Here is a 12,758-nt window from a genome sequence, read left to right as displayed (position 1 = left end):
AAAAGTCAGCCCCCCTCACCCCTGCCCCTCTCCCAAGGGAGAGGGGTTCTCAGGTCGCCCTGCGAGGCCCCCTAGGTCCCAACTTGCTCACCGTCGCTGGGTCCGGCGTTTTCGGTTTGTACGCACACAGATCACGGATCGCGCACTGCCAGCATTCCGGCGTGCGCGCCTTGCACACATAACGCCCGTGCAGGATCAGCCAGTGGTGGGCGCCTTTCTTGAATTCCGGAGGTGTGATGCGCTCCAGCCCTGCTTCGACCCGGTCCGGTGTCTTGCCGGGGGCGAGGCCGGTGCGGTTGGAAACGCGGAAGATGTGGGTGTCGACGGCGATGGTCGGCTCGCCGAAGGCTTCGTTGAGGACGACATTCGCTGTCTTGCGCCCGACGCCCGGCAGGGTGGTCAGCTCGTCGCGTGTGCGGGGCACCTCGCCGCCGAAATCATCGATGATCTTGCGGCTGAGGGCGATGACGTTCTTCGCCTTGTTGCGCCAGAGACCGATGGTCTTGATATGGGCGGCGACGCCCTCCTCCCCCAGCACGAGCATCTTTTCCGGCGTGTCGGCGACGGCGAAGAGTTTCTTCGTCGCCTTGTTGACGCCGATATCGGTCGCTTGCGCCGAGAGGGCGACGGCGACGACCAGTGTGAACGGGTTCACGAAGTCCAGCTCCGTGCGCGGGTCCGGCCGGTCGGCGGCGAGCGCAGCGAACAGGACTTCTGCCTTGGCGCGGGTGAATTTTGAGCGGACCGTTTTTGCCATGCGGGTGAGGCATAGAGCGCCCTTTTTCCGGCGCAAGGGCGTGCTAAGTGTTTTTACCGACATGACCGAGCCGCAAGAGACCATCTACCTCGACGCCGTGCTGACGCCGAACCGCTCTCTCAGCGAGCGGGGCTTTGCAATTGCGATGGCGATCATTGCGGTGGCCTTCTTCCTGACCGGGCTGATGTTTTACTCGATGGGCGCCCTGCCCGTGCTTGGCTTTTTCGGGCTCGACATGGTGGCGATCTGGCTGGCCTTCCGCCTGTCGTTCAACAAGCAGCGCGAGCAGACGCGCGTGGTGGTCACCGCCCGGTCGATCCGCGTGCATCACACTGATCCGAAAGGCCGGGAGAAAGAGGCCGAGGTGCCCACGGCCTTTGCCCGCGTGGAGCTGGATGAGCCGGTAATGACCCATAGCTGGTTGCGAATCGAGCATGGGCGCACGGCCTGGGTGATCGGCCGGTTCCTGACCCCGGACGAGCGGCTGAGCTTCGCCAAGGCCCTGCGAAACGCCGTCCGCGCCGCCCGCAGCGAGCGCGCCCCGGCCTGAGTTCACGGGCTTTTGTGCCGGTTTCTGAAAAAAATGACGCATGCGTCATGGATTTTTCACGCCAGCAGTGTTAGATAATTATCCAGATGCAAGAATTGCCCCCCAGACGGGCTCATTTCCGGAGGATGTTTCATGGCTGCCGACACTTTCACCTTCGACAACCACCCCGCGTTGCAGCGCCCGAAAGTGACGCCGCGCGAGCCGATGCACCCGGGCTACACGCCGACGTTCGGCGAAGTGAAACCGGCCTCCGAACTCGATCTCGAGACGCTGGACGTGGTTGACCCGGAAATGTGGCGCCAGGGCAAGTTCTGGGACCGGCTGGAGCGCCTGCGCAAGGAAGACCCCGTTCACTACACGCCAGACAGCTTCGTTGGCCCCTACTGGTCGGTCACGCTCTACGAAGACATCATGGCGGTCGACACTGACCACAAGCGCTTTTCCTCAAGCTGGGAGCATGGCGGCATAACGCTTGGCGGATCGGTGCCGGATTTCGAGATGCCGATGTTCATCGCCATGGACGAGCCGCGCCATTCCGAGCAGCGCAAGACCGTGCAGCCGGCCGTGGCGCCGAACATGCTGAAGGAATACGAGCCGCTGATCCGCGAGCGCACCCGCAAGGTGCTCGACAGCCTGCCGGTGAATGAGCCCTTCGACTGGGTGGACCGCGTCTCCATCGAACTGACCGGCATGATGCTGGCCACCCTGTTCGACTATCCGCAGGAGCGCCGCCGCGAACTGACCCGCTGGTCGGATATCGTGACAAACATGCATAACCCGGACATCTGTCCCGGCGGCGAGGAGCAGTGGAAGAAGGAACTCATGGACTGCCTGATGGTGTTCATGGGCATCTTCCAGGAGAAGCAGAACAAGCCCGAGAGCATGGACCTGATCAGCCTCCTCGCCCACGGCGAGAAGACCCGGAACATGACGCCGATGGAACTGCTCGGCAACGTCGTGCTCCTGATCGTCGGTGGCAATGACACCAGCCGCAACACGATGTCGGCCTCGGTCTACGCCCTCAACAAGTATCCGGACCAGTACGCCAAGCTGAAGGAAGACCCGGGCCTGATCCCGAACATGGTTTCCGAAACCATCCGCTGGCAGACGCCACTCTCCTTCATGCGCCGCACCGCGCTGGAAGACGTGACCATCCGTGGCAAGACGATCAAGAAAGGCGAGCAGATTGCCATGTGGTATGTCTCGGGCAACCGCGACGAGACCTTCTGGGATCAGGACCCGAACGACTTCATCATCGACCGCAAGAATGCGCGCCAGCACCTTTCCTTCGGCTTCGGCATCCACCGCTGTGTGGGCAACCGCCTCGCAGAGCTGCAGCTGCGCATCCTCTGGGAAGAACTGATGGCACGCTACGAGCATATCGAAGTGCTGGCCGAGCCGTCCTACACCTCAGGCGCCTTCGTGCGCGGCTACACCTGGATGCCGGTCGTGCTTCACCCGAAGTAAGGACTGGCCGCTCCGCGGTATCCTGATTAGACCTCCTGTCAGTGATGACAGGAGGTTTTTTCATGGACGTGTCGACAGCGGTGGCGAAGCGCATATCCACGCGGGGCTTCCTGCCGGATGCCCTGCCCCTCGATGAGGTGAAGGCCTGGCTGACTGCGGCGCAGCGCGCGCCTTCGGGCGGCAACACGCAGCCCTGGCGCGTCATCGTCGTGACAGGCGAAGAGAAGGACAAGGTGATCGGAATCGCGCAGGCGAAACTCGCGCAGAGCCCCGGCGGCGAGCCGACGGACCGGCCGATCTATCCGCCCAACCTCTGGGAGCCGCATGAGGCGCGCCGCCGCCGCGTGGGCGAGATGCTTTACGAAGCGCTCGGCATTCCGCGCGAAGACCGCGCCGGGCGGATGCGCTGGTTCGCCAACAATTTCCGCTTCTTCGGCGCGCCGCTCGCCGTGTTCATCGTCATCGACGAGCGCATGGGTCATGGACAGTGGGGACATACCGGCATGTACCTGCAGACCCTCTGCCTGCTCGCCGAGGAGCGCGGCTGGGGCACCTGCATGCAGGAATGCTGGGGCATCCTGCGCCCGACACTGAAGGAACATTTTGGCCTGGGCCCGACAGAAATGATCTGGTGCGGCGTCGCTGTCGGCAAGCCGGACCCGGACGAGAAGGCGAACACGCTCTACGCCGAACGCGCGCCGCTGGGGGAGATCGCGGAGTTCAGAGGCTTCTGATTCCTGCCTAAATCCTGCCGGAATGGCGCGGTGTTATCGGCGCATGCTAACGCGCCGCTCATTCTTTGTATCCGGACTGAGCCTGCCGCTGTTGCCCACGCTGCCGCTGGTAGCGGAGGAGAGCCGGTGGACGAAGAAACTGGTGCGCGCGGCCAGGCAGCAGGTAGGCGTCACGCTTGGTTATGATCCGGCCTATGTCACCCTCGCCTATCCCGGCGGCGATATCGACCGCGCGACCGGCGTGTGCACCGATGTCGTGATCCGCGCCTACCGGGATGCGTTCACCACTGACCTGCAGGTGCTGGTGCACGAGGACATGAAGGCCGCGTTTAGCAGCTATCCGAAGATCTGGGGACTGACGAAACCTGACCGGAACATTGATCACCGCCGAGTGCCCAACCTCGAGACTTTCTTCAAGCGACAGGGCCTTGAGCGCGAAATGCCGGGCGCGCGGGAGGACTGGCAGCCCGGCGACCTCGTTACCATGCGTCTCGGCGGCCGGCTGCCCCACATCGCGATCTTCTCAGGTTATGACGCGCTCACCGGCAAGGCCCTGTACATCCACAATATCGGCGGCGGCACGCGCGAGGATGAGCTGTATGCGGATTATGATACGCCGCACCGGTTCCGGTTTGAACCACCCGCTGCTTGAGGCCGCCCCTACTCGTCGTCCCGCCAGGTGTGCATCGGCTGTTGCGGCATACGGGTTTCATTACGGAGTTTGAGGACGGCAGCCTTGACGCTGTCCTGATCGAAGGCTTCCGGATCTTCGGCAGGCGGCGCCTCGCGGGTATAGGCGAAGACGGAAAGACCGCCCTCGTCTTCCTCATCCCCTGATACTTCCTCCGCAGGCGGAGCAGCCGCGGCGTCCTCACCCATAAAATCGGTCACAAAGGCTTCGACATCCTCGATATTGCCGAGTTCGTCGATCAGCATGTCTTCTTCCGAGAGGGCCTCTTCATCCGGCATCTGTAAGCCCGACGGGATCACGTCGGTCAGCAGGCCCTCGGCTTCGAGGTCCGCCTTGCCGGGCAGCGTGTCTAGGCTTTCGAGGCCGAAATGTTCGAGAAACTTGTCCGTGGTGCCGTAAGTGATCGGCAGGCCCGGCGTCTTGCGGCGTCCGCGCACGCGCACCCAACCCGTTTCGAGCAGCGTGTCGATCACCGACTTTGCCACCGCGACACCGCGCACAGCTTCGATTTCGGCGCGCGTCACCGGCTGGCCATAGGCGATGATGGCGAGGGTTTCGAGCGAGGCCTGGCTGAGCTTCTTCTGCACCTGGCGCTCTTCGACGAAGAGATAGGACAGGTCCTGCGCGGTCTGGAAGCGCCACTTCCCGGCCACCTCCACGAGGTTCACGCCGCGCTTCGAATAGACCGCGCGCAGCGCCATCAGCACTTCACCTGCCTCAATACCCTGCGGCAGGATTTCGGAGATTTGCTCCGCAGACAGAGGTTCGCCTGCTGCAAACAGCACCGCTTCTGCGCGGCGCACACCTTCGGCAAGCGCGGCGTCACGGCCGCCGAGAAGGTCTGCCTCCGCGCGCGCCTGCGCCTGCGAGAGCTGGTCGAAGGCGGAGCGCGACGGCTCCGTCGAGTTGTCAGTCATTGCGAGTTTCTCATGCGGTTGCATCGAGCGCCTCCCCGCTGTGAGCGTCAGCGTTGCGAAGGTAGATCGGGGCGAAGTGTGCATCCTGCCGGATATCCACCTCGCCGTCGCGGGTCAGCTCCAGCGCTGCGGAGAAGACCGAGGCGGTAACCGAGCGGCCCGGCACTTCGGGCGTGTTTTCGGAAAGCGCGGTGCGGATATCGTCGAGGCTCGACCAGTTCTCGAGCTGCTTGCGCAGTCCGCGCAGCGTGTTGCGTGCCTGCTCCAGCGCGAGGACGGGCTGAGGCTCGATACGGTGCGGGCGTTCCTTTTCCTTCCGGTCACGGATCATTCCGAAGGCGGAGGTGATGTCGTAAAGCGAAGCGGTGTATTCTGTCAGGCGCACGACCTTGGGCTGAACCGGCGCGCCGCGCAGGAATACGACATTGTTCAGGACCGGCCCGGCTTCGAGTTCGCGCACAGCCGTGCGCATCGCCTCCAGACGCTTCAGGCGGAACGCGAGGCGCGCGGCCATTTCTTCGCCGGTTGGCTCGTCCTCTTCCAGTGCGTCCGGCTTGGGCAGCAAAAGGCGCGACTTCATGAAGGCGAGCCATGACGCCATCAGGAGGTAGTCCGCAGCGATGTCGATCCGCTTCGTGCGTGCGTCCTCGATGAAGGCCATGTACTGCTCGGCGAGCTGCAGCATGGAGATCTGCAGGAGGTTCACCTTCTGCCGGCGCGCGAGTTCAAGCAGCAGGTGCAGCGGGCCTTCATAGCCCGGTACGTCCACCGTAAAGAGGTTCACACCTTCCGCCTCGGCCGCATCCGCCGACAGGGCGTCGATGGAAATCGCCTCGCCGCTCATGCCATCGCCTCCAGCTGCGGGAAAAGCTGGCCAAACCGGCGCCAACCCTTGGCGGCTTCGAAGGCTTCGGAGCGGCGCGCGATCGCATCGGCCGCATCTGCGCGGTCTTCGGCCTTGCCCTTTAGGTGCGGTGCGGCCTGCGCGACTTCGGTCATCTCGGCGAGGATGTCGGCGGGGTCTTTCAGGAAGCCTGAACAATGCAGCAACACATCGCAGCCCGCTGCGATAGAGGCATGTGCGCGCTCGGTCAGAGTGCCCCCCAAGGCCTTCATCCCCAGATCATCTGTCATCAGGAGCCCATCAAAGCCGATTCGGCCCCGGATGACGTCCTGAATCATGATCCGCGACACGGTGGCCGCCTTGCCGGGATCGAACGTGTCATAGGAAATATGCGCAGTCATCGCCATCGGCGCGTCGGCGACGCGGGCGAAGGCGTCGAAGTCTTTCGCCAGTTCGTTGTTTCCGGCAGTTACGCGCGGCAGCTCCAGATGGCTGTCTGCGAAAGCGCGGCCATGGCCGGGGATATGCTTGATCACGCCCGCAACGCCGCCGGCAGCGAGGCCGGAGAGCGCGGCTCTGGCGAGGTCGGCGACAGCTTCCGGCGTGGTGCCGAAGGCACGGTCGCCGATAATGTCGTGGGCGCCGGGCACCGGCAGGTCGACCACCGGGGCGCAGTCGGCATGGATTGACAGACTGGCGAGTTCGGCGGCGATCAGCCGGTGGCCCAGCCATGTGGCTTCGCGCCCAAGCTCAGGGTCTCTGGCATAGACCGCGGCATAGTCCGACCCGCGCGGAAACAGCGGCCATTCCGGCGCCTTCAGGCGCGCCACGCGGCCGCCTTCCTGATCGATGAAGATCAGCGTTTCGCGGCCTGTGGCTTCCCAGATATCCGCCACGAGGCAGCGCACTTGCATCCTGCTGACGCACGAGCGGCCCATGAGGATCACGCCCCACGGGTTCTCCGCCCGGAACAGGACAGCCTCGGCCGGGGTCAATTCCGGCCCGGATACGCTGAGAATGCAGGCTTTCACCACTATCCAGTCACCACGATGCAGGTCGCGCCGGTCTTTTTGATGGCGTCGCAGAAGGCCGAAGCCTCCGATCTGTCGGCAAAGGCACCGACGCGCAACCGGTAAAACACACCATTCGGGCCGAGATCGGCGCGCTGGATGATCTTGGTGGCGCCATAATACAGCTCCGGCGCGGAGGAATTGACCCGTTTCCACGCGGTTTCCGCCTGCTCTTCCGTGCGCAGGGCCGCGAGCTGGACGAGATAAGCCCCATCCGGCTGGAACACGAACTGTGCGCGGGGCCCCTGCGGCACAGGGGCAGCTTCGATGGCAGCAGCAGGCTGGATCTGCTCCGATGCCGGCGTGGCTGGTGTTGACGGCGCCGCGCCGAGTTCCACCAGCGGCTCCACCGGCCCGCGCCGCAGCTGTGTCGGCTCGCCGTCACCGGTAGCGTCTGCGCCTGCAAGCGTCATCACCGCCTCCTCGGCAGCAGGCTCCGGCACTGCTGCAACAGGTTCGCGCGCCGTCGCGTCCAGGCTGTCGAAGAAATGCTTGTCGGTATCCGCAACGCCGGCAGCAGCCGGGGTTTCGGGAGTCTTTTTCCAGCTGTCCTGCTGCGCAGCCAGCACGCTCGGCAACCCCTCGCCTTCCGGGCGCACGCCCTGGCGGTAAGTGTTCCAGATCACCCCGCCAAAGATCAGCAGGACGCCGATGGCGATCGCCAGGATCAGCGGTCCGCGCGCGGTTTCTTCCTCGCGGGCTTCAAACCCCCGGTAATCGTCGTCGAACGGGGTATATTCATGGCCGTGGGCGTTCGATCGGCTCATCGGTCGCTCCTGTGAGAATCTGCGAAGTTAACACTAGGGCCGTTTTCCTTAACGAGCCTTGAAGAGACGGAGTTCCGGCTCAGTCCGTCGCGGGCGCCAAGCCTCAGGCGAGGCTGGAGGAATCGAAGAGCCGGCGATGCTCCTCAAGGGCAAAAGTATCCGTCATTCCGGCGATATAGTCGCAGACAATGCGCGCGCGGCCCGCCTCGTCGAGCGCCTGGGGCAGATTGTTCCAGGGCGGCGGCAGGGTCTGGGGTTCGTTCAGGAACACCTCGAACAGGTCCGCCAGCACCCGCTTCGCCTTCGAGCGCATCCGGTTCACCCGGTAGTGCTTGTACATCCGGCCATACAGGAACGCGCGCAGGGCGCGTTGCGGGGATTCCAGTTCCTTCGAGAACGCGACCAGTGGCTCGTCCAGCGCGCGGACATCCGCAGCGGATTTCGGCTTGTGCCGTTTCACCCGGGCGCGGGTCTCTTCCAGCAGGTCATTTATCCACAGGCCGATGAGGCGGCGGACGGCTTCATAGGTGACCATCCGGTCATCGATGGCCGGATACTCGATCCGCACGCTGCGGAAGACATCCCCGACCACAGGCAGGGCCATCAGGTCCTCGACTGTGAAGAGGCCGGCGGCGATGCCGTCATCGATGTCGTGGTTGTTATAGGCGATATCGTCCGACAGGGCGGCGACCTGGGCTTCCGGGCCGGCGAAGGTGTCGAGTTCGAGCGCTTCGAGATGCGGATAGTCGCGGAAGGCGGCGGGCAGGTCTTTCAGCATCGTGTCCGGTCCGAGCAGCGGGCCGTTGTGCTTGACGAGACCTTCGAGCGTTTCCCAGGTGAGGTTCAGCCCGTCGAACTGCGGATAGCGCCGCTCCAGCCGCGTGACGATACGCAGCGACTGGGCGTTGTGGTCGAACCCGTCATAGGGCCGCATGCAGGCATCGAGCTGGTCCTCCCCCGCATGGCCGAAGGGCGGGTGTCCGAGATCGTGCGCAAGGGCGAGGGTTTCAGCGAGGTCTTCGTCCAGCCCCAGCGTGCGGGCGATCGTGCGGGCGATCTGGGCGACTTCCAGCGTATGGGTCAACCGGGTGCGGAAATGGTCGCCTTCATGGGCGACGAAAACCTGGGTTTTCTGCTTCAAGCGGCGAAAAGCCGTGGCGTGGATGATCCGGTCCCGGTCGCGCTGGAACGGCGTGCGGGTCGCAGAAGGCGCCTCCTCGACGAAGCGGCCACGGCTGTCTTCAAACCGTGTGGCGAAAGGAGCTCTCTTTTCCATTGCCGGTTTCGTCCTTATGTTCTGCGGTATGACCGACGTTTCTACACCGGATGTGACCCTGACCGCCTCGGCTGCGAAGCGGATTAACGCGATTCTCGCCAAACAGGACGGCGCGGCCTTCCTGCGCGTCTCCGTCGAAGGTGGGGGCTGTTCCGGCTTTTCCTACAAGTTTGATTTTGCAGGAGAAGCTGCGCCAGATGACCTCGTTGTGGAGCTGGACGGCGCGCGGGTGCTGATCGACGAGATGAGCCTCGAATTCCTGCGCGGCTCTGAAATCGACTTCTCGACCGAGCTGATCGGGGCGGCGTTCAAGATCCGCAACCCGAATGCCACGGCGGCCTGCGGGTGCGGAACGAGCTTTTCGGTTTGATCCTCACTCTGCCGCTGCGGCAGTCTTAGACGCCGGCCCGATTGCGCGCTAACCTCCCCCAGAAACCCGGGAGAGACCATGAGCGCGCCTAAGCCTTTCACCATCCATGTGCCGGACGAGAAACTCGCCGCAATCCGTGCACGGGTGGAGGCTTACAGATGGTTCCCCGCCCCGGCGAACGAGCAGGGCTTTGCCTATGGCATGTCGACGCCCGTGATGCAGGAGCTGCAGCGCTACTGGCTAGACACTTATGACTGGCGCGCGGCGGAGCGGGCGCTGAACGTACATCCTCAGTACACAGTCGAAATTGACGGGCAGATAATCCACTTCGTGCATGTTGTCGGCGAAGCGGGCGGCAAGCGGCCGCTGCTGATCACGCATGGATGGCCCGGCAGCATCTACGAATTCTGGAACGCCATCGGCCCGCTCGCCTTTCCCTCCGCGCACGGAGGGTCGGCCGAGGATGCCTTCGATCTCGTGATCCCGTCCCTGCCCGGCTATGCCTTTTCCGGCAAGCCCGCCTCGCCCATCGGCCAGCGCGCCACGGCGGCGCTGTGGGACAAGCTGTTGCGGGGTGTGCTCGGCTATGACAGCTATCTCGCGCAGGGCGGCGACTGGGGTAGTCTCGTCACTTCCTGGATCGGAAAGAACCACGGGACCCATGATGGCAAGGGCGGCTGCCGGGGCATCCACATCAACATGATCGGCCTGCGCCCGACGCCGGCCACGCCGCAGACGCCGAAGGAAACAGCCTGGCTGCAGCACTCGCAGCTGATGATGCAGATGGAGGGCGCCTACCTGATGCAGCAGGCGACCAAGCCGCAAACGCTGGCGATGGCGCTGATGGATTCGCCGATGGGCACGGCGGCGTGGATTCTGGAGAAGTTCAACGGCTGGAGCGATCTGTCCGAACGCGGACTGTTCGAGGTTTACACGCGCGATCAGCTTCTGACGAATGTGATGATTTATCTGGTGAATGACGCGATCGCGACGAGCGTGTGGTATTATAACGCCCTGTTTCAGGAAGGCGGCAACGGCCTGCCGGAAGGCGAGCGCTGCGAGACGCCGACGGCCTTCGCGAACTATCCGGGCGAGCGCTATATCGTTGCCCCGCCCGAAACCTGGGTCGCGCGGGCCTACAACCTCACCCGCTGGCGCGACATGCCGCGCGGCGGTCACTTCGCCGCAATGGAAGTGCCGGAAATCTATGTGGCCGACCTGCGCGACTGGGCGCGGGAGGCCTGACCTTACGCCGCAATCAGAGGCCGAGCTTCGCCTTCAGGATGTCGTTGACAGCCTGCGGGTTTGCCTTGCCGCCCGAGGCTTTCATCACCTGACCGACGAACCAGCCAAGCGTTTGCGGCTTGTCCTTCACTTTGGCGACCTGTTCGGGATTGGCCGCGATGATCTCGTCGACGACCTTCTCGATGGCGCCGGTGTCTGTGACCTGTTTGAGGCCATGCTTCTCGACGATGGCGGCCGCCTCGCCTTCTCCGGCGATCATCCGGGCGAAGACGTCCTTGGCGATCTTGCCGCTGATCGTGCCGTCGGAGATGAGGCCGATGAGGCCGCTGAGGGATGGCGCAGAGACAGGGCTCTGCGACAGCTCCAGGCCTTCCTTGTTGAGATAACCGAACAGTTCCTGCGTCACCCAGTTGGCGGCGAGCTTTGCATCGCGCCCCTTGGCGACGATTTCGAAATACTCCGCCTTGTCTGCTTCAGAGGTCAGCACACCGGCATCATAGCGTGAAAGTCCGTACTCGGACTGGAAGCGGGCGCGCTTCTGGTCCGGCAGTTCGGGCAGCGACTTGCGGATATCCTCGATCCATGCCTGCTCGAATTCCAGCGGCAGAAGGTCCGGGTCCGGGAAATAGCGGTAATCGTGCGCGTCTTCCTTCGAGCGCATGGAACGGGTTTCGCCCTTGTTCGGATCGAACAGCCGGGTTTCCTGCTCCACCTTGCCGCCGCTTTCGATGATCTCGATCTGGCGGCGGGCTTCATACTCGATCGCCTGCTGGATGAAGCGGTAGGAGTTCATGTTCTTCAACTCGCAGCGCGTGCCGAGATGTTTGAAGTCTCCGGTTTCGCGGAACTTCTCATAGGCGCCGGGGCGGCAGACGGAAACGTTCACGTCGGCGCGCAGGTTGCCCTTTTCCATGTCGCCGTCGCAGGTGCCGAGCGCAATGACGATGGCGCGCAGCTTCTTGACATACGCGGCGGCCTCGGCGGGCGAGCGCACGTCAGGCTTCGAGACGATTTCCATCAGCGCTACGCCGGAGCGGTTGAGGTCTACATAGGTGGCGTTCGGGTCCATGTCGTGGATCGACTTGCCGGCGTCCTGTTCAAGGTGCAGCCGCTCGATGCGGCAAGGGAAGGAATAATCCTCCTTACCCGGAACTTCGACATCCACTTCGATCTCGCCCTCGCCGACAATCGGGTGGGCGAACTGGCTGATCTGATAGCCCTGCGGCAGGTCGGGATAGAAATAGTTCTTCCGGTCGAAACGGCTCCAGGTATTGATCTTTGCCTTGAGGCCAAGACCGGTACGGATCGCCTGTTCGACGCAGAACTTGTTGATCACCGGCAGCATGCCGGGCATGGCGGCGTCCACCAGTGAGACGTTGCAGTTCGGGTCAGAGCCGAACGCGGTCGAGGCGCCGGAGAACAGCTTTGCATTCGAAGCGACCTGCGCATGGATTTCGAGCCCCATGACGACTTCCCAGTCGCCGGTTTCGCCCTTGATGCGGTAGGTGGGTCTCTCGGTCATCGGTCTCTCGGGTGGCTTCAGGTTTCAGCCGCCTTTTAGAGGCAGCCGGGGCCGGATGTCGAGGCGGCAATGCCTCAGATCTTGCCTTCTTCGCGGGCCTTGCGCACGCGTTCGGCGCGCGCTGCCATCCGGTCGCGCATTGCCGCGGAGGAACCGGGCGCCGGGGCCGCCGGCTCGGGCGCAGCAGGCAGTGGGGGCGGCGCCTCGTCGGCGCTCATCTTGCCCTCTTCGATCAGCTTGCGGCGGCGGGCTTCGAGACGGGCCTGCCGGTCGGCATAGGTCTTGTTGCGGCCACCGCTGAACAGGCCGGCGAGCTTGCCCTGCCCCGCCCCGCCGGGCGCCGGGCGGTCTGCGAGGTCCATCTCGCGGTTCTTCAGGATGCCATTGATGCGCCAGCCGACATAGGCGGCCACCGCGATGCAAACGGCGATCATCACCTGCATTTCGGGGTCGAATAGGCTGTAGCCGTATTGCGAGAGCACGGCTGCCAGCATGATCAGACCGAGCATGAGGACGATGGTGAATATGGCAAGGAAACGCAGCATGGC

Annotated in this window: 14 protein-coding genes; 6 read left to right on the top strand and 8 right to left on the bottom strand. The window is 63.8% G+C overall.

Going from position 1 to position 12,758, the window contains the following annotated elements:
- Positions 1-49: 49 nt before the first annotated feature.
- Positions 50-757: an endonuclease III gene (gene nth, locus ACK4TE_RS06360; RefSeq protein WP_409910651.1), complete on the bottom strand. Its 708-nt coding sequence runs from the start codon at positions 755-757 to the stop codon at positions 50-52.
- A gap of 61 nt (positions 758-818) precedes the next feature.
- Between nth and ACK4TE_RS06355 the strand changes: the two genes are divergently transcribed.
- The 4 genes from ACK4TE_RS06355 (at position 819) to ACK4TE_RS06340 (ending at position 4,160) form a co-directional block, all read left to right on the top strand.
- Positions 819-1,307 (top strand): DUF2244 domain-containing protein, encoded by a 489-nt coding sequence (locus tag ACK4TE_RS06355; RefSeq protein WP_409910650.1) that lies wholly within the window; start codon positions 819-821, stop codon positions 1,305-1,307.
- 132 nt (positions 1,308-1,439) lie between these two features.
- Positions 1,440-2,774, top strand: a complete 1,335-nt coding sequence (locus tag ACK4TE_RS06350) for a cytochrome P450 (RefSeq protein WP_409910649.1) — start codon at positions 1,440-1,442, stop codon at positions 2,772-2,774.
- Positions 2,775-2,836: 62 nt separating this feature from the next.
- On the top strand, positions 2,837-3,508 hold the full coding sequence (locus ACK4TE_RS06345) for a nitroreductase (protein ID WP_409910648.1): 672 nt from the start codon (positions 2,837-2,839) through the stop codon (positions 3,506-3,508).
- Positions 3,509-3,551: 43 nt separating this feature from the next.
- Positions 3,552-4,160 (top strand): DUF1287 domain-containing protein, encoded by a 609-nt coding sequence (locus tag ACK4TE_RS06340; protein ID WP_409910647.1) that lies wholly within the window; start codon positions 3,552-3,554, stop codon positions 4,158-4,160.
- Positions 4,161-4,168: 8 nt separating this feature from the next.
- Here the strand turns inward: ACK4TE_RS06340 and scpB are convergent, their stop codons facing one another.
- The 5 genes from scpB to ACK4TE_RS06315 form a co-directional block, all read right to left on the bottom strand.
- Positions 4,169-5,116, bottom strand: coding sequence for an SMC-Scp complex subunit ScpB (scpB, locus tag ACK4TE_RS06335; RefSeq protein WP_409910646.1), 948 nt, complete (start codon positions 5,114-5,116; stop codon positions 4,169-4,171).
- A 10-nt stretch (positions 5,117-5,126) separates the two neighbouring features.
- Positions 5,127-5,960 carry a segregation and condensation protein A gene (locus tag ACK4TE_RS06330; RefSeq protein ID WP_409910645.1) on the bottom strand — a complete coding sequence of 278 codons (834 nt, stop codon included), beginning with the start codon at positions 5,958-5,960 and terminating at the stop codon, positions 5,127-5,129.
- Complete coding sequence (gene nagZ, locus ACK4TE_RS06325) at positions 5,957-6,997, bottom strand: beta-N-acetylhexosaminidase (RefSeq protein WP_409910688.1); 1,041 nt, start codon at positions 6,995-6,997, stop codon at positions 5,957-5,959. Before nagZ ends, ACK4TE_RS06330 begins: the two co-directional genes overlap by 4 nt.
- Positions 6,994-7,797, bottom strand: coding sequence for an SPOR domain-containing protein (locus ACK4TE_RS06320; RefSeq protein ID WP_409910644.1), 804 nt, complete (start codon positions 7,795-7,797; stop codon positions 6,994-6,996). The genes nagZ and ACK4TE_RS06320 overlap by 4 nt, the downstream gene beginning before the upstream one ends.
- Positions 7,798-7,900: 103 nt before the next feature.
- Positions 7,901-9,091 (bottom strand): deoxyguanosinetriphosphate triphosphohydrolase, encoded by a 1,191-nt coding sequence (locus tag ACK4TE_RS06315; protein ID WP_409910687.1) that lies wholly within the window; start codon positions 9,089-9,091, stop codon positions 7,901-7,903.
- 10 nt (positions 9,092-9,101) lie between these two features.
- Here ACK4TE_RS06315 and erpA point away from each other — a divergent pair, with 10 nt between their 5' ends.
- Positions 9,102-9,443: an iron-sulfur cluster insertion protein ErpA gene (gene erpA / locus ACK4TE_RS06310; protein WP_409910643.1), complete on the top strand. Its 342-nt coding sequence runs from the start codon at positions 9,102-9,104 to the stop codon at positions 9,441-9,443.
- Between the two features lie 78 nt (positions 9,444-9,521).
- On the top strand, positions 9,522-10,688 hold the full coding sequence (locus ACK4TE_RS06305; RefSeq protein ID WP_409910642.1) for an epoxide hydrolase family protein: 1,167 nt from the start codon (positions 9,522-9,524) through the stop codon (positions 10,686-10,688).
- A gap of 13 nt (positions 10,689-10,701) precedes the next feature.
- Here ACK4TE_RS06305 and gatB read toward each other — a convergent pair whose 3' ends face one another.
- Together gatB and ACK4TE_RS06295 are read right to left on the bottom strand one after the other, a co-directional pair.
- Positions 10,702-12,210 carry an Asp-tRNA(Asn)/Glu-tRNA(Gln) amidotransferase subunit GatB gene (gatB, locus tag ACK4TE_RS06300; RefSeq protein ID WP_409910641.1) on the bottom strand — a complete coding sequence of 503 codons (1,509 nt, stop codon included), beginning with the start codon at positions 12,208-12,210 and terminating at the stop codon, positions 10,702-10,704.
- Between the two features lie 74 nt (positions 12,211-12,284).
- Complete coding sequence (locus tag ACK4TE_RS06295) at positions 12,285-12,755, bottom strand: hypothetical protein (protein WP_409910640.1); 471 nt, start codon at positions 12,753-12,755, stop codon at positions 12,285-12,287.
- Between the last annotated feature and the right edge of the window lie 3 nt (positions 12,756-12,758).

The organism is Hyphomonas sp., from assembly GCF_046313975.1.
GTDB lineage: Bacteria > Pseudomonadota > Alphaproteobacteria > Caulobacterales > Hyphomonadaceae > Hyphomonas.
This window is presented reverse-complemented; position numbering and strand designations above follow the sequence as displayed.

Excerpts from the sequence above, each read along its gene's own strand:
- nth (WP_409910651.1), bottom strand. The coding sequence starts at position 757 with ATGGCAAAAACGGTCCGCTCAAAATTCACCCGCGCCAAGGCAGAAGTC.
- ACK4TE_RS06355 (WP_409910650.1), top strand. The coding sequence starts at position 819 with ATGACCGAGCCGCAAGAGACCATCTACCTCGACGCCGTGCTGACGCCG.
- ACK4TE_RS06350 (WP_409910649.1), top strand. The coding sequence starts at position 1,440 with ATGGCTGCCGACACTTTCACCTTCGACAACCACCCCGCGTTGCAGCGC.
- ACK4TE_RS06345 (WP_409910648.1), top strand. The coding sequence starts at position 2,837 with ATGGACGTGTCGACAGCGGTGGCGAAGCGCATATCCACGCGGGGCTTC.
- ACK4TE_RS06340 (WP_409910647.1), top strand. The coding sequence starts at position 3,552 with ATGCTAACGCGCCGCTCATTCTTTGTATCCGGACTGAGCCTGCCGCTG.
- scpB (WP_409910646.1), bottom strand. The coding sequence starts at position 5,116 with ATGACTGACAACTCGACGGAGCCGTCGCGCTCCGCCTTCGACCAGCTC.
- ACK4TE_RS06330 (WP_409910645.1), bottom strand. The coding sequence starts at position 5,960 with ATGAGCGGCGAGGCGATTTCCATCGACGCCCTGTCGGCGGATGCGGCC.
- ACK4TE_RS06320 (WP_409910644.1), bottom strand. The coding sequence starts at position 7,797 with ATGAGCCGATCGAACGCCCACGGCCATGAATATACCCCGTTCGACGAC.
- erpA (WP_409910643.1), top strand. The coding sequence starts at position 9,102 with ATGACCGACGTTTCTACACCGGATGTGACCCTGACCGCCTCGGCTGCG.
- ACK4TE_RS06305 (WP_409910642.1), top strand. The coding sequence starts at position 9,522 with ATGAGCGCGCCTAAGCCTTTCACCATCCATGTGCCGGACGAGAAACTC.
- gatB (WP_409910641.1), bottom strand. The coding sequence starts at position 12,210 with ATGACCGAGAGACCCACCTACCGCATCAAGGGCGAAACCGGCGACTGG.
- ACK4TE_RS06295 (WP_409910640.1), bottom strand. The coding sequence starts at position 12,755 with ATGCTGCGTTTCCTTGCCATATTCACCATCGTCCTCATGCTCGGTCTG.